This is a genomic window from Candidatus Rhodobacter oscarellae, assembly GCF_001078595.1.
In the GTDB taxonomy this organism is placed as follows: Bacteria; Pseudomonadota; Alphaproteobacteria; order Rhodobacterales; family Rhodobacteraceae; genus Rhodobacter_B; species Rhodobacter_B oscarellae.
The window spans coordinates 929,122-948,867 of record NZ_LFTY01000001.1 but is presented as its reverse complement, the minus strand read 5'-3'; the positions used below and the strand labels follow the sequence as shown (position 1 = coordinate 948,867).

Sequence of the window (19,746 nt, the reverse complement as noted above, 5' to 3'; positions counted from 1 at the left end):
CTGGGTGTGGCCCAGCCGCAAGTTTTGGTAAGCTTCGTTAATCCGCGCGCGGGGTGCTGGCGCCATCATCGGCGGTCGGGGGCAGCAAGCTGCCGCCTGCGGGCAGGCCTGGGATGGTCTCCTCCGCGGCGGGCACGTCCGTGCCAAGGCGATCCACAACCGAGCTATCCGCGGTGTTGCGCGCGTTCAGAACCGTCATCACGATGCACATCGCCATGAAGGCGCCGCCCAGATACCAGGTGATCCGGCCCAGCGCGGTCGCCGCCGAGCGGCCCGAGACCACGCCGCCGCCGCCACCGCCGCCACCCATTCCCAGTCCTCCGCCCTCGGACCGCTGCAACAGAACGATGCCGATCAGCGCCAGCGCCAAGATCAGGAGGATGATGAGGATGACGTTTTCCATGGAGGCCCAGATTCCGGTTGTGAACGGGCGGTATCTAATGGCTTGGGGCGCTTGGGGCAACCCCTGGCGCGCTGATGTGGGCCTGCGGCAACTTTGTGGTTTCGCGGTCGCGGCGCGCCCGCTATAACCCGGCGGGTTTCAAATAAGAGCAGGGACACATCATGGCCAACGTCGTCGTCGTCGGCGCCCAATGGGGTGACGAGGGGAAAGGCAAGATCGTTGACTGGCTGAGCGAGCGGGCGGACGTGATCTGTCGCTTCCAGGGCGGTCACAATGCCGGTCACACGCTGGTCGTGGGCGAGGAGGTCTATAAGCTGCACGCTTTGCCCTCTGGCGTTGTGCGCGGCGGTAAGCTTTCGGTCATCGGCAACGGCGTGGTGCTGGACCCCTGGCACCTGGTCGAAGAGATCGCGGGCATCCGCGCGCAGGGCGTGGATATCTCGCCTGAGACGCTGATGATCGCCGAGAACACGCCGCTGATCCTGCCCTTCCATGGCGAGCTGGACCGCGCGCGCGAGGGGCAGAACTCGGTTGCCAAGATTGGCACGACCGGCCGCGGTATCGGGCCGGCCTATGAGGACAAGGTGGGGCGCCGGGTGATCCGCGTGGCGGATCTGGCGGATGACGCCACGCTTGAGCTGCGCGTGGACCGCGCGCTGGTGCATCACAACGCGCTGCGCAGCGGGCTGGGGCTTGGTCCGGTGGACCGCGAGGCCCTGCTGGCCAAGCTGCGCGAGGTCGCGCCGAAGATTCTGGAATTCGCAGCACCCGTTTGGAAAGTGCTGGCCGACAAGCAGCATTCTGGCAAGCGCATCCTCTTTGAGGGCGCTCAGGGCGCCTTGCTGGATATCGATTTCGGCACCTATCCCTTCGTGACCTCCTCGAATGTGATCGCGGGGCAGGCGACCACCGGCGTGGGGCTCGGGCCCGGCGCGGTGGATTTCGTGCTGGGGATCGTGAAGGCCTATACCACACGCGTGGGCGAGGGGCCCTTCCCGACGGAACTGGACGACGCCGACGGGCAGCGCCTGGGCGAGCGGGGGCACGAATTCGGCACCACAACGGGGCGCAAGCGCCGCTGCGGCTGGTTCGACGCCTGCCTGGTGCGGCAGACCTGCGCTACCTCCGGCATGACCGGGATCGCGCTGACCAAGCTGGACGTGCTGGACGGGTTCGAGACGCTGAAGATCTGCGTGGGCTATGAGCTGGACGGGCAACGGTTCGACTACCTGCCCACGGCGGCGGATCAGCAGGCGCGCTGCGTGCCGGTCTACGAGGAAATGCCGGGCTGGTCAGAATCCACCGAGGGCGCGCGCAGCTGGGCGGACCTGCCGGGTCAGGCGATCAAATACGTGCGCCGGATCGAGGAGCTCATCGGCTGCCCGGTCTCGATGCTGTCGACCTCGCCGGAGCGCGACGATACGATTCTGGTCACGGACCCATTTGCGGATTAAGTGGGGCGCTCATCCGCCCTATTGGGCGTCTTCGCGAGACGCGCCAGTCGAAGAGTGCCCGCAAGGGCGCGATGAGACAGCGCCATGGAGGTGAAACATGGCACTAAGTTACAAAGCGCGCCGACGCCTGTCCCTGCTGCTGTTGCTGGTTGGGCTGCCCATCTACATCGCGCTTGCGTGGTACATCACCTCGCTCTTTGAGCGCCCAAGCGTGGTCTTGGAACTGGTGATCTACTTGGTACTTGGCGTTCTGTGGGCGCTGCCGTTTCGGTCCGTGTTCAAGGGCGTGGGCCAGGCGGAACCGGGCGCTGACGAAGAAGACCGCTGAGGCAAGCGCCCTCCGGCCCCGCTCAAAAAAAAGCGGGGCAACCGAGGCTGCCCCGCTAAGGTCTCGCAAACTGCGAGCACACGAATGGTTAGGCGGAGTTCGCCTCTGGCTGCGCACCGGGATGGAACCGGCTGGTCTCTGGCAGCACGAACTCTCGGCGGCGCAGGCGCTGAATCCGACCCTCGCGCAGCAGCACACCGAAGGCGCGCAGCCCGTCCTCGCGGGTGACGGAGCCGTCGGGGTAGAGGCTTAGCATCCGGCGCATGATCTGGGGGCGCGCGTTGAACTGTGCGCCCTCGACAAAGAGCCCGAAGGCCAGCGATGCCTCTAGCACCTCTTGCGTGCCCTCGGCGCCGGTCTCGGCAACGTAGGTTTTGAAGTCATCCGCGTTGCTAAAGATGTTTCCGGCGTCGCTGGCGTTGTCCTTGGACCCGTCGCTGGCGAAGATCTCGTTCTCTTGCTCAAGATCGTCGGCCTGGACCCGGCGGGGTCGCACGGGCGCGGCGGGGTTTTCAGCGTCATCGTCTTTGTCGATGCGCTGCTCAGAGACCAGCATCAGCGGCGGCATCCGGCGCGTGGGACGTGCCGCGCGAGAGGGCTTGTCCTCTGCGACCTCGACCATCTCGGCGTCTTCGATGGCTTCGTCCTCGACCTGCCGCTCCGGGCGGCTGGGTCGCACCACGCGGGCCAAGTCATCGCGGAACTGGTCGATGGTGCGCGCGTTCTCGGCCTCTTCGGTTTCGCGCGCTTTGTCGCCATCGGCGCGCACAGCGGCCACGGCGGCCTTTAGATGCGCGATGGCAGAGCGCCGCTGCGAGCCATCATTGTCGTCCATGCGGTCGTCGGTCTTCGCCAGCAGGCGGTCGACGGACGCGTCGTCGGTTTCCGCCGGGACCTGCGCGGCAGGCGCGGCGTCGGGTGCGTCCATCTGCTCGGTTTCGGCAACCAGGTTCGCAAGGTCGCGTGCAACGCTGTCGACCTCGCCGTCACCGCCCGGTTCGTCGTCAAGCTCTGGCGTGACCTCCTCGGCGTCGCCGAGCGTCAGAAGCGTCTCGTCCTGCGTCTCGTCAGAGGTGGGGCTCGCCTCCGCGGGCTGGCCGTCAAGATTGACTTCCATAAGCTCGCGGATCAGGTCGTCTTCGTCATCTGAGGACAGCCCCGTTTCGCCGAGCGATTCGCGGATCGTATCGGCCTGTGGTGCTTCGTCGTCGTCGACGTCCTCTTCAAAGCTCCGCTCGAACTCCTCGCGCGACATCTTCATCACGCGGACGCGCGGCGCGGACATGGCCTGGTCGTCATCGGCGCTGTCTTCCTGGTCCGCCTCGTCTGCGTCGTCGTCTGCGCTGTCGCTCAGGCCTGCGGCGCCAAGGATCGACCCGATCTCGATATCGTCGTCTGCGGCATTCGCCTCGTCAGTCTCATCAATGGCGGGCGCATCCGTAAGCGCAGCGGCAGAGATCGCGTCTGCAACCTTTTCGGCAGCAGAGCCGGTCTCGTCATCCGCATCGTCTTCAGGATGCTCAAGCGAGCCCAGGGAGCTTTCGTCTTCATCGGCTTCCGCGACGGCCTGGGGCTCGTCTTCTGTAACCAAGGCAGCGATTTCGCCGGAGTCAAACTCACCGGATTCAATCGGAGCGTCTTCGATATCCGCCGCAGCTTCATCGGCTTCCACCTGCAAGGCTTCGGCAGTCTCGGAAAGCTCCGCCTCTGCTTCTTCCTCAATGGTTGGGTCTGCGGCGTCCTCTGCTTCGTCCGCAACAAACGCGCTGATCTCATCAGTCTCTTCCGCAGCATCCGAAACAGCAGGAGCGTCGTCTTGCTCCTCCTCCGTTTCGGCCTCAGCGGCGGTTTCGGCGTCGAAGGACAGCGGTTCGGCTTGGGACAGGGCGTCTTCGTCTTCGCCCTCGGTCTCAGGCTCGGCAACCGGGGTCTCTTGGACCGTCTCGGCAATCGGTTCGACGGCCTCGGCAATCGGCTCGACGGCGGCGGGCGCACTTGCCGTACCCTCATCCTCGGCGAACATCTCGTTCATCAAGGGCTCGGTCTCGACGCGCGAGTGCGCGACGGCGGCGCGGATGCGCGCAAGCTTGGCGGCGACGCTTTCCGGCTCGGCCGGGGCGTCCGTCACCTCTGGCGTGTCGATTTGCGCAGCGGGGGGGGGAGCCGCGACGGCAGGCTCGGGGTCGGCAACCGGTGCCTCGGACGCAGGAGCAGGCGCATCCGGGGCGCTCGCGGCGCCCTCACCCTCAAGCTGGCGAAGTACAACAGTGTTGTCACCCACGCGGGCCTCGACCCGGCGCTGGATGTCGCGCTCTGCAATCTTGTGCAGCATTTCGGGATCCGGGACCGGTGGCTCGGCGCCAAAATAGCGATCATCGGCGGCGAGATCACGGAAATACTCGGCAATGGAGCGCATGGTCGAGAACGGGTCGTCGAATCCTTCGAGCGTACAAGAGAACGTGCCATAGGACACGGTCAGGATCTTGCTGGCGTTTACCATTGTATCAGTCGCTTTCTCCCCCGATCCAGCAGGGCCTGTTTACCATCGTTCGGTTCCAGATTCGGAACAGAAGTTGGTTTTAGGCGGTATTTTTTCTTGGTCAGATTGTGACTTGTTTCCAAATACGACATTAATAATCATATGGCCCTCCGGATTGTTCAATCAACAGAAATAGTCGTGCTGGTTGGCGCCGGGGACCTTCCCAGCGGGTTGCTGCCCGAGTCGCTTGCCCTGGCCGACACCGTTGTCGCCGCCGATGGGGGGGCTGCCGTGATTCTGGCCGAGGGCCGGGTGCCCGACGCCGTGATCGGCGATTTCGACAGCCTGCCCGCCGCGCTGCGCGATGACCTGCCGCCAGAGCGCCTGATCCACATCGCCGAGCAGGACAGCTCCGATTTTGACAAAGCCCTGCGCACGATCCGCGCGCCCTTGGTCCTTGTCGTGGGGTTCACCGGGGGGCGGCTCGACCACGAGCTGGCTGTCTATAACGCCTTGATTCGCCATCCTGACCGTCCCGCTATCGTCATGGGGTCAGAGGATATCTGCTTTCTCCTTTCAGCACCGTTAACGCTGGAATTGCCGGTGGGGACACGGGTGTCGCTGTTTCCTATGGCCGAGCTGACCTGTGAGGCCGAGGGGCTGCTTTGGCCCACCGAGGGCCTGACCTTTAGCCCCTGGGGCCGCGTTGGGACGTCGAATCAGGCCAGCGCACCGCGGGTCGCGCTGCGCCCCAGCGGGCCTGGGATGCTGGTTATTCTGCCGCGGGCGGTGCTGCCGCAGGCGATTGTGGCGCTGACCGGGCCGTGACACGCTCGCGATAGATCACGTAAAGCCCCGCTCCGATGGTGATCGCGATGCCCAGCGCCGCGAGCCCATTGGGAAAATCGCGGAAGATCAGCCAGCCGAAGAGCATGGCGAAGGGGATCTCTAGATACTGCATCGGGGCGACCGTCGCCGTGGGCGCAAAGCGCAGCGCCAGCGTCATCAAGATATGCCCGACGGACCCCAGCAAGCCCAGCAGCAGCAACAGCCAGGCCAGCCCCGCGCTTGGCATCACCAAAGCGAACGGCGCCCAGCCGGTCTGCAGCGACAGCCCAATGAACGGCAACAGCAGGACGCAGGCCATTAACCCGCTGAGGCATTGCATCGAGACCGGGTGCGTCACCTTCGCCAGCTGGCGGGTCACCAACATAAAGAGCGCGAAGATCAGCGCCACGAATAGCGGCAACAACGCGGGCAGGCCGACCTCGGCAAAGCTGGGCTGCACCACAAGCAGCGTCCCGGCGAACCCCACCGCGCAGGCGATCAGGCGGCGATGGCCGACCTCCTCGCCCAGCACCAGCCAGCCCAAAAGCAGCATGATGAACGGCATCACAAAGGCGATGGCCACCGCGTCCGCCAGCGGCAGGTAGCGCAGCGACAGAAACATCGCGCCCACGCCCAGGATATGCAGCACCGTGCGCAGGAAGGTCAGCCAGAGGTTCCGCGGCGACATCCAAAGCGTCTGTCCGATCAGGAAGACCAGCGGCAATAGCACCAGCGCCTGCACCGCGAAGCGCACCGTCAGTATCTGCCCCAACGGGATATACGGGCCAAGGTATTTGGCGATGGAATCGCCCATCGGTGCCACGGCGCAGAAGCCCAGCATTAGGGTGATGCCAAGAAGGGGGCGGTCGGTTGTCATCCGGGGACTGTCGCAGAAGCCCAGCGGCGACGCGAGTCGTTAAATCTTGCCGGGGCGCGGGCTGGTTGGTGCGGCGCGCGTTGCCGGGGTGGGGTCCATATCCGGCGCTTTGTTCTCTCGCCAGATCACGAACAGCCCGGACGATATGATGATGGCGATCCCGACGAATGTCTGCGTGTCGGGCAGGTCGGCGAAGATCATGTAGCCAAGCCCGGTGGCGGCGATGATCTCGAGATACTGCAACGGCGCGACGGTCGAGGCGGGCGCGAAGCGCAGCGCCCCCGAGACGCAAAGATGGCTGATGCTGGCGATCACGCCCACCCCCGCCAGGTAGAACCAGTACCGGCCCTCCGGCATCACCGGGTCCAGCGGCTGGAACCCCGAGCCCTGAAAGGCGATCAGAAGCGGCAGGATCAGCGCGCAGGCCGCCAGGGCCGTCCAGGCTTGGATCTCGACCGGGTGCTGATCGCGCGCCGTGCGCCGGTTCACAATCATGTAAAGCGCAAAGGTAACGGCCGTTCCAAGCGGAAACAGCGCCACCGGCCCGAAGGCCGCAAAGCTGGGGCGGATCACCAGCATCGCCCCGGCAAAGCCGATGGCGCAGGCAAGGACGCGGCGCCAGCCGATCGTCTCGCCCAGGAACACCGCGCCGAACAGGGTCAGGATAAACGGCTCGACAAAGAAGATCGCGATGGCGTCGGCGATGGGCATCACCTTGAGCGCGGTGAAGAAAAAACCGGTGGCCAGCAGGATCAGCGCCGCGCGGATGAAGTGCCAGAGCACCGCGTTCGGGCTCTGCCGCGTTATAAGCCCCAGCGCCAGCGCCAAGGGCAACAGCAGCAGCGCCTGGATGCCAAAGCGGAAGGCCAGCGTCTCGCCCACCGGGATCGCCGCGCCGGCGAGCTTTGCGAAGGCATCCATGCCCGGGGCGATCAGTGAGAAACCGATCATTAGGAACACCCCCAAGAGGGGGCGGTCACGGGGGCTCGTCTGGGCACTCATGTGTTGCACGCTAGGAGGTGCCCGGGCGCGGGACTGTTCCCAGAGCGACATATCGGGCGCCGAGCGACGCGTGGTGCCAATGGCGCCGCCGCGTGGCAAAGGGGCAGCGGCGGAAGATGACGCGGCTCATGGGGCAGGTTTAAGGGGGATACTTGGGTGGTGCTAGGGTTTGTCAGGTTTTGAACTTAGGCGGACGTTGGAAACCCGCGCGACCCCGACATCGCTTGCCGACACCAGACGCAACGGACCCCAAGCCGAGCAACCGCCCGAGCTTGCCTCGGGCAGCGGCCGACCTCCCCCAGGAGGCCGCTTTTGCGACGCTGCAACACATCGGAACGCTGGCGTTTTCGAACATCGCTCGCAACTCAGAGCCGTAGCGCCGGCGACCTCCAGGTCGGCCGCTGCCCGGGTTGCACTTGGTTCAAGGAAGAGGCCCCGGATCAAGTCCAGGGCGGGATTACCTTCAACGCCCGCTCCAGGCCACTTTCCAGCCGTACCCCGCCTGACGTGACCGATTGCTGTTAAGCCGTGAGTTGCGACCCAGAGATGCCCGCGACCCTCGTTTCGACAATCTCGCCTTCCACCTGCGGCGTGTCGAACACCATCTCTGCGAACTGCTCGGTGCGGCCCATGGCCGGGTTCTCTATGAGCACGCGGTGGGTCTTGCCGACCTGGGCGGCGAGGTGCCGCGCGACGGCTTGCTCTCCCGCGCGGCGCAGCTGCGCGGCGCGATCCTTGATCTTCGCGCCGTGCACCTGGGGCATGCGCGCGGCGGGCGTCCCGGGCCGCGGCGAGTATGGGAACACGTGCAGCCAGGTCAGGTCGCACTCCTCGACCAGCCTCATGGAATTCTCAAACATCGCATCGGTCTCGGTCGGGAAACCCGCGATGATATCCGCACCAAAGGTCATCTCGGGGCGCAACCGCCGCGCCTCCTCGCAGAAGGCTATCGCGTCGTCGCGCAGATGCCGCCGCTTCATGCGCTTGAGGATCATGTCGTCCCCGGCCTGCAGCGACAGGTGCAGATGCGGCATCAGGCGCCTCTCGGTAGCGATGGCCAGCATCAGGTTCTCATCCGCCTCAATCGAGTCGATCGAGCTGATCCGCAGCCGCGGCACATCCGTCAGCCGCAGGATGCGCATCACCAGGTCGCCGAGCCGCGGCGCGCCGGGCAGGTCTCCGCCCCAGCTGGTGAGGTCCACGCCCGTCAGCACCACCTCGTTAAAGCCCTTGCCCACGAGCCGCTTGATCTGCTCGACCACCACGCCCGCGGGGACCGAGCGCGAGTTGCCGCGCCCGTAGGGGATAATGCAGAAGGTGCAGCGGTGGTCGCAGCCGTTCTGGACCTGCACATAGGCGCGGCTGCGGGTGCCGAAGCCGTCGATCAGATGGCCCGCGGTCTCGGTCACGCTCATGATGTCGTCGACCTGCACCGGCTCGGTGCCTTGGATCGACAGCCCGGCCCAGGTCGCGGGCTGCATCTTCTCGGCGTTGCCGATCACATGGTCGACCTCGTCCATCTGGGCGAAGCTGGCGGGGTCGATCTGCGCGGCGCAGCCGGTGACGATCACCTTCGCATCTGGGTTGGCGCGGCGCAGCTTGCGGATGTCCTGCTTGGCCTTGCGCACGGCCTCGGCGGTCACCGCGCAGGTGTTCACGATCACCGCGTCGCCAAGCCCCGCCTGATTGGCGAGGTCCTTCATGGCCTCGGTCTCATAGGCGTTCAGGCGGCAGCCATGGTTGGAGAAAACGGGCGCGGTCATGCGCTTGCAAGCGCCAAAAAGTCGGCGGTCAGCGTTCCGTCCGCCACATGCATGGTTGCGCCGGTCATCCAGACGCCGTCGTCGCGCCAGTCGATCTCGATATCGCCCCCGTCAAGGGTGAGGCGGACCTTGCGGTCCGCGATGCCTCTGCGATGCGCGGCCACCGCCACGGCGCAGCTCGAGGACCCGCTGGCCAGCGTCACGCCCACGCCACGCTCCCACACGCGCATGCGCAGGTGGTTGGGGGCGATCAGGCTGGCGAATTGCACGTTGGTGCGCTGGGGGTAGAGCGGGTGGTGCTCGATCTCGGCGCCGCGGGTTTCAAGGTCTACCGCCTCGGCGTCGTCGACGAAGAACGAGCAATGCGGGTTGCCCATGCCGGTGGCGACGGGATCGCCCTCGATGGGCAGGTGCAGCGTGTCTGTATCGCGCGACAGCGGGACGTCCCGCCAATCCAGCAGCGGCCGCCCCATATTCACGGATGTAAGCCCCTGCCCGGCATCGGCGCAATCCAATAGCCCGCGCTCGGTCTTGAGGCGGAAGGTAGCCTGGCCGGTTTCCTCCATCAGATGCCGCGCGATGCAGCGCGTGGCGTTGCCGCAGGCCCCGGCGGTGGAGCCATCCTGGTTGTAGAACACAAGCTCGGCCAGGGCGTCCGCGCTGGGGCGGATCACGGCGAGCTGGTCAAAGCCAATGCCCCGGTGGCGGTCCCCAATGGCGCGCGCCAGGGCCGGGGTGATCTCGATCGCCCGCGCACGCGCGTCCAGCACGACAAAGTCGTTGCCCAGCCCGTGCATTTTCATGAAGGGCAGATCGCCATTTGGTGTCAGATCGCGCATGCTGGCGCCTATACAACCGACCCGCCGGTGAATCCAGAAGCTTCGATAATTCTCGCCGCATTTGCCCTTGACCGAAGATGCGGCATACCCTAGGAGAGCCGCTCGAGTGGGCCGTTAGCTCAGTTGGTAGAGCAACTGACTTTTAATCAGTGGGTCACAGGTTCGAATCCTGTACGGCTCACCACTGAAATCAATAACTTAGCAAGAACAGGCCAGAACTCACTGTGTGTCGGGTAAGCGTGAGGTAAGCATTGGCTTGAGATTTTTCTTGCGATTTTTTTGGTGCTGGGCAAGCCTCGGGTTCTCGGGAGGATTGTGAGGCATGGGCCATATTCGGCTCGGGACGTTATCGTCATCGAAAAAGTGGCGCGCTGTTGTAGCTCAATTGGCTGATGGTGCAGACGCGCCCGAGATCGCCCGCGTGGCGGCTGAGGCCTCCAAGCTTGATCTCTCGCGGGCCACAGCGGACCCCATTTTCCAATTCATAAGTGGCATCCTGGTCGAACTGCCGCTCATGGCGCGCTCGCCCGAGTTTCACGCCTATCTCGGTAGCCTTGGGATCGCCAAGGATGAGGCCGGGGAAGTATCCAGCCTTCTATCAGGGATCTCGCGGGCGATTGACCAAGAGGCGTTAACCCGGAGGCAAAGCTCTGACATCGGTGGTATGGCCAAGTCAGCGCTGATCGAAAGCTTGGCCTTGCAGATGCGGGACAAGCTGCCGAGCCTTTTTGAGCCCACAGCACAGGAAGTTCGCAAAGCTTTGGCCGACTTCTCAAGCGGATCCGGTTTTGCGGCCCTGGCGCGGGATTTCTTCGCGCGGCTGACCTATCGCAGCCTGGACTATTACCTTAGCCGCGAGTTGGCGAACCATACCGGGGCGGGCGAGCGGTTCGCCGATGACGCGGGCCGAGTAGAGTTTCAACAGGACTTGGCGCAGCACACATTTGAGGCGTCCAAGATCGTAGAGGCCTTCGCAGGCGGCTGGTACGGCAAGACCGTTTGGAAAAACAAGGCGTTGGACCAAGAGGCGATCAACGGCTTTACAGCTTATGCGTTCAAGAAGTTGCGGTCAGAGCTTGGCCGCCGCGAGAATGCCTGAGATCCGCGCCCGGCCCGCTCCGGGTGGAGACACCCGAAATTACGGCCTGCCCTTTACACTGGACGGTATCGAGAAAGCGGTGTCGATCCGAATTGAAGGGCTGAGCCGCAATTTGGTGGCGGACCTGCCGGATCTCTCGCTGGATCTCTTGGAGATCGCGGCACTGGTCTACGGTTGCGATGCGGCAGTAAGTCGGGGTGGGCCTGTCGATACTCGACTGGGCCGGGCTTGGTATCGTGACTTTCAGATCGAAGTCCCTGTGCGGTGTCAAAACCTTTGGACGCGCAAGGATGTCAGGACCGCCTTATCGGAGGTACTGAACTTCGTCTCGGGGGACCAGTTCAAGTTCACCTTCACCGCCCATCCTGGCGCGGGTGGCCATCAAGAATTCTTCAAATTCTCGCCCGATGACGGCTGGCAAGCGGATCGGGTGATGATGTTCTCGGGCGGACTCGATTCCTTTGCAGGGGCGCTGGAGGAGATGTTCGAGCATAAGCAACAGGTGGCCTTGGTCAGCCATTTCTCGGCGACCAAGATCGCGCCACGCCAGAAAGCGTTGAAAGCGGCCCTGGAAGGTCGCTGTGGGCCAAAGTCATGCAAGCATTTCCCAGTCAAGATCCAGCTTGGCAAAGGCGGCAACAAAGAGACGACCTATCGGACACGGTCCTTCCTCTTTGCGGTTCTGGGGATGATCGTAGCGCAGTCATTTGGCCGGGACCGGGTCAGTTTCTATGAGAATGGCGTGGTCAGCCTCAACCTGCCGCTGGTCGCCAACGTGGTTAGTACCCGCGCGACACGGACGACGCATCCAAAAACACTGAATCTGATGACACGGTTTTTCACGGGCGTTTTCGAGCGAACCGCCAAGATCGACAACCCGTATTTCTGGCGCACTAAGACCGATGTGGTGGAGACCATCGCACGGTTGGGGCTGGCCGAGAAAATCCGCGTCACCAATAGCTGTGCCGATACGCGCAACCGGACAGAGCAACACCCCCATTGCGGGCGGTGCTCGCAGTGCATTGACCGGCGGTTTGCAGTGCTGGCGGCGGGGCTGGAACATGAGGACCCAGAGGAGGCATATGCCGTCGACTTAATGCAAGGTGCGCGTCGTGAGGTTCGCGACCGAGAGATTGCACTGTCATATGTGCGCAACGCGCTCGACTATGAGGTGATGGCGCCGCCCGACCTGCAGTCTTGTTTTCCCGAGGTGACGGATTCGATTGGCTCCCTCGGTGTGCCGCCGCAGGTGGGGTTGGAACAGGTCAACGCACTTTTACAGCGGCATGGCAAGGCCGTTGCTGGCGTTATGCGAACAAAGGCTCCGAAAGATCCTGCGCCACAGAGCCTACCCGCCCTATTTGGGGACACCCAAAGAGAACCGCGCCTGAGAGCTGGCCCGAAAGTTCCCGTTGCTCCAAGCCCGGTTCTGCAAGCCCGCTTGATCTTGACCCTGCAGAGCACGTCGAAAATCACAATCAATGACAAGATCGAATTGGTGGGTCCCGCCACGGTGCGGCTTTTGACCATTTTGGCCGAGCAACACCTTGAGGCCGCAGGCGCCGGTCTAGACCCTTTTGACTATCCTTGTACCGAGGCTGGTAAATTGGCGGGGCTTTTGGACGTTACCGATGAGAGCTTGCGGCGCCAGATCAGTCGGATGCGCGGGGATCTCCGTAAGAGGTTTGCGTCTGCTGATCCGACCTTGAGCGACGAGTTTGAGATCATCGAAAACGTTCCCTGGAGCGGGTATCGCCTTGCGCCGGATCGGGTTGACGTTCGTCGCAAGACCTAGTCTTCTATCAACATGCAATCGTCTGCTGCGTCCCGAAACCTGCTCATAAGTTCGACCTGACGCCCGGGCGCGACCGCTCCATAGGACCGAAACGTCGTCAGGACGTCCTCGTGGCCCATGTTTTGTGACCAGGCTTTGTAGTCCTCGGGTGTTCGGCAGTGGTCTCGCGCCAATTCGGCGATCATGTCCCGCACCCGATGCGGGGAATAGGGCGGCAGCCCTGCCGCCTCAAAGGTCGCTTTGAAGATCTTCGCGAGGGCCGAGGCACTGGCCCAGGGTGCTCGGTCGATCCCTTGTACCGAGAACCGGCGGTCTGACCCAATCCCCACTTTCGTTTTGGGGAACACCGGGTCGCTGTCACCGAAGAGATGGGTCTTGCGCAGTTCTGCGATCCAATCGCTCAGGATGCGCTCCGCACCCCCGCCGATGGGAAAAAAGGCGGTAGAAAAGCGCTTGCCGAATTTGGTGTACACCCCGCGCCCGTCAAAATGAACACAGGCATTGGCCAGATCCATATGCCGCAGTTGCACTGAGATCGCTGAGCCTTCCCGCGCTCCAGTGAGGAAAAGAAACGCCACCAAGGCGCGATCCCGCCGTTGAATTACGGTGTCATTCGGCATCTTGTTGAGCACGTGCCGGGCTTGTTCAGGCGACGGGTGCGGCTTCCAAAGGTTGCCGCGCCGCTGTGCCTCTGACTTCCGGTCCGGCGTCAGATAGGCAATGTCGGAACGGTCGATCCGGCTCTTATAGCCCGGCTGATCGGCGAGCCACTGAAAGAAGGCCTGCACATCCCGCAGGATGCCGTTCACCGTCCCAGAGGACAGCGCCTTGCCGCTCCGTTCGTGTTTTTGCTGAGACAGAAAGCGCTTGAACGCGCGCGCCCGCTCAGCATGAAAGGCGCGAAAATCTTTGCCTGCAAGGAAGCGCTCATAGGTCGAGATCGACGCCGCAGCCTTATCGACGCTTGCTTCTGAATGGCCTTTCGCATCTCGCCGCCACAGCAGGTATTTGCGCTTGATCCTGATGTTTTTGCTAGCTTGCTTTGGCATGGGTCTGGTCCTCCTGTCCCAAGGCAACTTCTGAACTAGGCTCCGAAAGGGACACTAATCTTGGGGCGGCCTGTTGAAACGCGACCTCGATTTTGGCCTGAATCGCTTCCAGATCTGTGCGCCTTATGACCTTGCTCATGACGACACCACAGGCCGGGCAAAGCGCCGTGAGCCGCCCCGTGGTCGGGGTTTGATGGGTGTATTCGGCAAAATTGCCATCGGGGATCTGAGCGCTCTTGCAGCCAAGACAAAAGCAGTGATGCGGGGCCATACGCCGTGTGGGCTTGGCCTGTCTGTGGCCGAGAAAGGCCTTGAGATCAGCGCCGCGGATGAGCCAGGGTTTGCAAGTTCTGTCCGCATCCAAGTCGCGTGCTTTGATCCAACGCGTGACCGTGTGTCGGTGACATCTGAGACACTCCGCAATCTCCCAAACGGTGTAGATCCGATGGGTCTTGACGCCATGGGCGGGGAAGCGCTTTGGCATTAGCCCGCCTCCCGCTCAATTGGGCCGGAGGTATTTTGGCAGACCTGCCCCGCCTCATACGCTGCCACGGCAGCCTCGTCATAAAGCACCCGCGCCCCGATTTTGAGGAACCGCGGTCCTTTGCCGAGCCACCGCCACTGTTCCAGCGTACGGGGCGAGATATGCCACCGCGCGGCCAACTGCTCTTGGGTCAACTTGCCCATGTCTTTCTCCTGAGCTTCCTGCGACCCGATGGATCTCGACCCGCTTCTGCACAGAAAGATGACGCTCAACGCACAGAAAATCTGTGGACACACCGCCAAGAGTCATGGACATCGAACAACGTTAAGGCATTGGTTTTACGCGCTATGCACCGAAAACCCTGGACGCGTCTTGGAAAAGCAGGACACCCGTTAGGCCGCGTATCGATCTGTATCCATCTTCTCTGCCTGGCCCAATGCAGTCAGGCTGTCGAGCAATGGCTGCACGCTGTTTGTCCTGGCTCGGACAAAGCGGCGGGCGATCTGCTCTGGCGAGGCCTCGCCCATCTCGGTGAGGGCTTCGCGGACGGCGGCGATCTGGTCGGGGAGGGTTTTGGGCCAGGGGGCTTTCTCGACCTTGGCCGTGACACCGAGGTCCATGTCCTTGGTTTTGCCCTTCGCGGCCACGCGGCCTTCGGGGTTCTGGTAGTCGGGACGGAGCCAGCGGATATGGCCGCGCGCCTCTTCCTCGGCGCGTTCCTTGTTCAGCGCGACGAGGCGGAAGAGGATGTCTTCGTCGCCGAGGTCCACCGGCCAGCCATAGGCCTCGGCCACGGCGGCGTCGATCTGGTCGTGCAGGTCCTTGAGGATGCCGATCAAGCCCTGGTCGTAAATCTCGCGGTCCTTGCCCTCGATGGTTTCCCCGCCGTGGAGCTTTTCCAACACGTTGTACATCTGCGTCAGGGTCAGCTTGGGATGCGCGGCCTGCTGGCGCTTGCGATGCGCGTCGAGCTCTTCGCCCAAGGTGCGGAGGCGGGTGCGCTGATCGTCGGTGAGGTCTGGGAAGGGGAAGGGGTCGCAACACCGTGATTTGTTGTAACGAGGGTCGTTACCAACACCCAAACGTCCGCCAGCAGCCAAAGACCACAGTACACTGCCTCTCGAACTCAAGACTGCCAACCAAGCAGCATCTTCCAATCCGATTGCAACCAACATGTTGTCAGGTAGGACTGTTTCATCGAGGAATTGAAACACTCGGTGCTTCATAGTTTCCACGGTCGCGATGTAGCGCGGCAGGCCTTCTAAAACCGGACGCATGTCTCGTCTTGGTTCCCCGTGTATCCACCATCTCTTGCGATAGCCGTCGCGATTGTTTTGATCGCGCTCCGGCTTCACGTTGTCCAAGACGTGTTGGTAAATCGCCGGGAAACGCTGTTTCGCTTGGGCTTCGGAAAGTCCGAAAAGGTCGATCACCATGACACCGCGCGGGCTGGTCGTCAGGTCGCGCCCGTTGCGATATTCTCGGATATGTCGATCTGCGCCGTCGATGACGCCGAGGCCGAGTTCGTTGGCTTTTTCACGCGACACTATAAAGCCAGAGCCGATGATTTGAACGCCACGATAAGCAAGCCTTTCATTGGCCAGCAAAGGCTTCGCCCCCGCAACATCCGCCCCAATCTGCAAGTTCGCAAAGACCTTCCCTATCTGGTGATCAAACGTCACCAGACGCCCACCGGCCTCGCTCTTTTCCTTGCTCTCCGTCGCCACGGTCAGCAGCCGTCCGGCCCTGTTGCCCGCTGCGCCCACGGTCATGGCGATCCGCACGGCAGCCCCGTAGAGCGTATCGACCCAGGGGTGATCCGGTATCGCAAAGAGCAGCGAGAGCGGCTTCTTCGGATCGTTCAAATGCGGCTCCAGCACGCGGCGGTTGAAGGTCTGGCGCAGGGAGTTCGTGGTGATCAGGCCAAAGCGGCGGGTGCCCTTGCCCGTCTTGGCGCTATAGGCCCGCGCGGCCAGCGCCGCCTTTTCCCACCAGAACATGACCAGATCGGCGCTTTGCGGCATCTTGGGGTAAGCTTTCCACAGCGCCTCGACATAGCCGTCGCCCAGATTGTCGCGCAGGCGCGATGCCCCGATGAATGGCGGGTTGCCCACGATGAAATCAGCTTGCGGCCACGCCGTCGCCTTGGGCTTGCCATAGTCATAGACCTGCACCCGCGCGTCGGGGTTCGGCACCTCCTCCCCCGTCACGGGGTGGCGCATAGTGGTCACGCCGTCCCAGCGGGTGACGGGCGTGCCGTCCGCGTCCATGCGCTCCGTCTGGTCCTCCCATTCCAGCACGGCATCGCCTTGGGTAATGTTCTTGAAGTCGCGCAGCACTGGCTCGGACGGGGCGGCGGTGCCATAGGTGCGGAAGTGCCATTGCAGGTATCCGATCCACAGCACCAGCTCGGCCACATTAGCGGCCCATGGGTTCAGCTCGATCCCCAGAAACTGGTGCGGGTCCACGGTGATCAGAGGTGCTGTGTCGCCCAGATCGTTCATCAGCGATGTGACCTGGCCTTCCAACCGCTTCATCATCTCCAGCGCAACATAGAGGAAGTTGCCCGAGCCGCAGGCGGGGTCGAGCACGGTGGTCTCACAAAGCTTGGCGTGGAAGTCGCGGACGAGCTTGAGAGCGTCGTCGGTTTTGCCGTCCTCGGTCAGGCGCTGGACGGCGGTCTGCACATCGCGCCAGTCCTCGCGCAGGGGCTCGATGATGGTGGGCGTGACGAGCCGCTGCACATAGGCGCGCGGCGTGTAATGCGCGCCGAGCTTGTGGCGCTGGCGCTTGTCCAGCGCGCGTTCGAGCAGCGTGCCGAAGATCGCGGGTTCGACCTGTTTCCAGTCGGCTTCAGCGGCTTCGATCAGCAGGCCGAGTTGCAGATTGTTCAACGGCAGCGCGTCGGCCTCTATGAACAGCCCACCATTAAAGCGTTTGAGGTCCAGCATCAGGACCTGGGAGAAGCCGCCGGTGTTCATTGTCTCCCATAGGCCCCGGAGTGCTGGTTGGGCGTGTTCCGGGTGTCCGCGAAGCTTGCGCAAGAGTTCCGTGAAGCTGCCGCGCGGGATCAGGTCCACATCTTCGGCGAACATCGAAAAGAGGCAGCGCATCAGGAAGCTGGCCACCGTCTGGCTGTCATGGCCCTGACCCTCGAAGCTCTTGCCCAGTTCGGCGAGGTGAGCGGCAATGTCGCGTGTGACTTCGGCGGCTTTTAGGGACGGGTCGAGGCTATAGGGATCGGTCCAGATCGTGCGCAGCAGATCGCGGATGTCTTCGTCGAGGAGTTCATCGAGCGCGATGCGATAGCGGTTCCCGTCTGGAAATTGGTTGTAGCCCTGGCCCTGCTTGGAGAAGTCGGCGTAGAGCTCGATCACGTGGCCCACGTCCACGACCATCAAGAATGGGGGCCAGCCGTCCTCTTTGGAGACCGCGCGCGCGTAGTTGTCAGCCTGGTTGCGCGCCCTGAGCATCGTGTCGTCAAAGCTGGAAGTGCCTCGCTTGCCGTGGCCCTTTTGCCGGGGGGCGTCGCTTTCGGTCAGAAGCGCGAGTTGTTCGGCGGCGATGTCTGGTTGGCGGTTGCTGCCCTGCTTTGCCTCAAGCACAAAACAGCCGCGCCGATAGAGGTCGATCCGGCCACGGCGCGCGCGCCCGGTGTGGGAGAGGGAAACGGGGCGCTCAAAACGGTAGTCGTTGTTCTGCCCATCGGCATCGGCCACCTTTACCGGCTCCACATCCAAAAGCTGCACAAGCTCTGCCGCGAAGCTTTGGAAATTCGCCATCTCGTTGCCGCCGGAGGACTGCCAGCGGTCGATGAAAACTTGAGGATCGATAGACGGCAAATTCGCGACCTATACTTTTTGGGCGTTTGGCTCGGGTTGGATCAGATTAACGCCTCGAGTCAGGTGCGCAAGTGGTCCGTTTCCGGCTTAGAAAACTGAACAAACGCGCGCGCAAAGTTCTATGATTTTTGAACCGATGTCTCCAACCAATGCATAATAACTACGTATGCCACAAAACATCGGGTTGAGAAATCAAACGTCATACGCCACCTTAATTGGTAGACCTACTGGGGCGGAAAATTTCGTTTTGCTTACCTTTGATCATTGGGGGAAGTATGCATTTGAAGTTCAATTTCGCATTCACGATAGCCGCGCTCGCTTTCATTATCGCGTGGCCAGCTCTGAACGCACCAGCCCAGACGGTGACCGAGGCCGTGATCACCATCTCGGAGGCCGAGCGGCAGGTGCGGGCGGCCCTGGCGCAATCCAACGCGACGCTGCAAGCCGTCAAACGCCAGGGTGACCGGACGCTGCGGCAAAAGCTGCGCGAGATCGAGGACCTGCAATTCGAAGTCGCGGATCTGCGGACCGAGGGCGCGGCGGTCTCGGCGCGTGTCGAGACCCTGCGCGACGCGTTGGCAGAGGCGCAGGACCGGCTGGTCACCGAACTCGCTGAGCGTGATCGCGTTTATGCCGCAGAGATCGCCGTCTATCGCGCGGCAGTCGAGGACATTGCTAAGACGCCAGAGGGGTTGGCCGCATTGGAACGGTTCAACGCGGGCGAGGAAGCGCAAGCGCTGGAAATCCTGGACGCCTTGCGGGCGGCACGGGATCAGGCCGCCGCAGCCAGAACCTTGGCAGATGCCCGGCAAATCGCGCGGCTTGCGCTGGACGCTTGGGGCCGCGCCAAGGTGAGCACGGCCAGCGTGATGTTGCGGTTCGAAGAGATCACGAAGCTCGACCCAAGCCGACATTGGGACTGGGTGGAGTTGAGCCGCCTTTATGTGATCGCTGGGGATTTGAACGGCGGCCTGGCCGCGGCTGAAGCCTCAGGGGCCGCCGCCGTGACGGATCGGGATCGCTCTGTCTCCTTAAATGAAATCGGCGATGTGCGCCGCGACCAGGGCGACCTTCCCGGCGCGCTGGAGGCCTATACACGCGGCCTGGAGATCGCAGAGGCGCTGGCCGACCAGGACAAGGGCAATGCCGGATGGCAGCGCGATGTCTCGGTCTCGCTCAACAAGATCGGCGATGTGCGCCGCGACCAAGGCGACCTTCCTGGCGCGCTGGAGGCCTACACACGCGGCCTGGAGATCAGAGAGGCGCTGGCCGACCAGGACCCGGAAAATGCCGGATGGCAGCGCGATGTCTCGGTCTCGCTCAACAAGGTCGGCGATGTGCGCCGCGACCAAGGCGACCTCCCCGGCGCGCTGGAGGCCTATACACGCAGCCTGGAGATCGCAGAGGCGCTGGCCGACCAGGACCCGGAAAATGCCGGATGGCAGCGCGATGTCTCGGTCTCGCTCAACAGGATCGGCGATGTGCGCCGCGACCAAGGCGACCT

At 63.1% G+C, this 19,746-nt stretch carries 16 protein-coding genes and 1 tRNA gene; 7 read left to right on the top strand and 10 right to left on the bottom strand.

Features of this window, described 5'->3' with window-relative positions; all coding sequences use genetic code 11:
* Positions 1-37: 37 nt before the first annotated feature.
* Positions 38-403 (bottom strand): preprotein translocase subunit SecG, encoded by a 366-nt coding sequence (secG, locus tag AIOL_RS04565; protein ID WP_049641781.1) that lies wholly within the window; start codon positions 401-403, stop codon positions 38-40.
* 161 nt (positions 404-564) lie between these two features.
* On the opposite strand from secG, the gene AIOL_RS04560 reads away from it, so the two are divergent.
* Both AIOL_RS04560 and AIOL_RS04555 read left to right on the top strand, forming a co-directional pair.
* A complete protein-coding gene (locus AIOL_RS04560) occupies positions 565-1,857 on the top strand; it encodes an adenylosuccinate synthase (protein ID WP_049641780.1) in 1,293 nt (430 codons plus the stop codon).
* 97 nt (positions 1,858-1,954) lie between these two features.
* Positions 1,955-2,185, top strand: coding sequence for a DUF2842 domain-containing protein (locus tag AIOL_RS04555; protein ID WP_049641779.1), 231 nt, complete (start codon positions 1,955-1,957; stop codon positions 2,183-2,185).
* Between the two features lie 88 nt (positions 2,186-2,273).
* On the opposite strand, the gene AIOL_RS04550 is transcribed toward AIOL_RS04555, so the two are convergent.
* On the bottom strand, positions 2,274-4,685 hold the full coding sequence (locus tag AIOL_RS04550) for a hypothetical protein (protein WP_049641778.1): 2,412 nt from the start codon (positions 4,683-4,685) through the stop codon (positions 2,274-2,276).
* Between the two features lie 177 nt (positions 4,686-4,862).
* Between AIOL_RS04550 and AIOL_RS04545 the strand changes: the two genes are divergently transcribed.
* Positions 4,863-5,492 carry a thiamine diphosphokinase gene (locus tag AIOL_RS04545; protein ID WP_326973077.1) on the top strand — a complete coding sequence of 210 codons (630 nt, stop codon included), beginning with the start codon at positions 4,863-4,865 and terminating at the stop codon, positions 5,490-5,492.
* Here AIOL_RS04545 and AIOL_RS04540 read toward each other — a convergent pair.
* The 4 genes from AIOL_RS04540 to dapF all read right to left on the bottom strand — a co-directional run bounded on the left by AIOL_RS04540 (position 5,437) and on the right by dapF (position 9,973).
* Positions 5,437-6,369, bottom strand: a complete 933-nt coding sequence (locus tag AIOL_RS04540; protein WP_049641776.1) for a DMT family transporter — start codon at positions 6,367-6,369, stop codon at positions 5,437-5,439. The two genes, AIOL_RS04545 and AIOL_RS04540, sit on opposite strands and share 56 nt — an antisense overlap.
* A gap of 39 nt (positions 6,370-6,408) precedes the next feature.
* Positions 6,409-7,371 (bottom strand): DMT family transporter, encoded by a 963-nt coding sequence (locus AIOL_RS04535; RefSeq protein WP_049641775.1) that lies wholly within the window; start codon positions 7,369-7,371, stop codon positions 6,409-6,411.
* A gap of 521 nt (positions 7,372-7,892) precedes the next feature.
* Positions 7,893-9,134, bottom strand: coding sequence for a tRNA (N(6)-L-threonylcarbamoyladenosine(37)-C(2))-methylthiotransferase MtaB (gene mtaB, locus AIOL_RS04530; RefSeq protein WP_049641774.1), 1,242 nt, complete (start codon positions 9,132-9,134; stop codon positions 7,893-7,895).
* Positions 9,131-9,973 carry a diaminopimelate epimerase gene (dapF, locus tag AIOL_RS04525; RefSeq protein WP_049641773.1) on the bottom strand — a complete coding sequence of 281 codons (843 nt, stop codon included), beginning with the start codon at positions 9,971-9,973 and terminating at the stop codon, positions 9,131-9,133. The genes mtaB and dapF overlap by 4 nt, the downstream gene beginning before the upstream one ends.
* Positions 9,974-10,081: 108 nt before the next feature.
* Here dapF and AIOL_RS04520 point away from each other — a divergent pair.
* From AIOL_RS04520 to AIOL_RS04510, 3 genes are all read left to right on the top strand, one after another.
* A tRNA-Lys gene (locus tag AIOL_RS04520) sits at positions 10,082-10,157 on the top strand.
* 201 nt (positions 10,158-10,358) lie between these two features.
* Complete coding sequence (locus tag AIOL_RS04515; RefSeq protein WP_235438871.1) at positions 10,359-11,072, top strand: hypothetical protein; 714 nt, start codon at positions 10,359-10,361, stop codon at positions 11,070-11,072.
* Complete coding sequence (locus AIOL_RS04510) at positions 11,065-12,867, top strand: 7-cyano-7-deazaguanine synthase (protein WP_049641771.1); 1,803 nt, start codon at positions 11,065-11,067, stop codon at positions 12,865-12,867. The genes AIOL_RS04515 and AIOL_RS04510 overlap by 8 nt, the downstream gene beginning before the upstream one ends.
* On the opposite strand, the gene AIOL_RS04505 is transcribed toward AIOL_RS04510, so the two are convergent.
* The 4 genes from AIOL_RS04505 to AIOL_RS04490 form a co-directional block, all read right to left on the bottom strand.
* Positions 12,864-13,916: a tyrosine-type recombinase/integrase gene (locus AIOL_RS04505; protein WP_049641770.1), complete on the bottom strand. Its 1,053-nt coding sequence runs from the start codon at positions 13,914-13,916 to the stop codon at positions 12,864-12,866. The two genes, AIOL_RS04510 and AIOL_RS04505, sit on opposite strands and share 4 nt — an antisense overlap.
* The gene (locus AIOL_RS04500; RefSeq protein WP_049641769.1) at positions 13,900-14,400 is read right to left on the bottom strand and encodes a helix-turn-helix domain-containing protein; all 501 of its coding nucleotides are present in this window, start codon (positions 14,398-14,400) and stop codon (positions 13,900-13,902) included. Before AIOL_RS04500 ends, AIOL_RS04505 begins: the two co-directional genes overlap by 17 nt.
* Positions 14,400-14,603 (bottom strand): helix-turn-helix domain-containing protein, encoded by a 204-nt coding sequence (locus AIOL_RS04495; RefSeq protein ID WP_049641979.1) that lies wholly within the window; start codon positions 14,601-14,603, stop codon positions 14,400-14,402. The genes AIOL_RS04500 and AIOL_RS04495 overlap by 1 nt, the downstream gene beginning before the upstream one ends.
* Before the next feature lie 189 nt (positions 14,604-14,792).
* A complete protein-coding gene (locus AIOL_RS04490) occupies positions 14,793-18,242 on the bottom strand; it encodes a class I SAM-dependent DNA methyltransferase (protein ID WP_049641768.1) in 3,450 nt (1,149 codons plus the stop codon).
* 362 nt (positions 18,243-18,604) lie between these two features.
* Between AIOL_RS04490 and AIOL_RS25400 the strand changes: the two genes are divergently transcribed.
* On the top strand, positions 18,605-19,746 hold a 1,142-nt coding region (locus AIOL_RS25400; RefSeq protein WP_235438868.1), incomplete at its 3' end, for a tetratricopeptide repeat protein.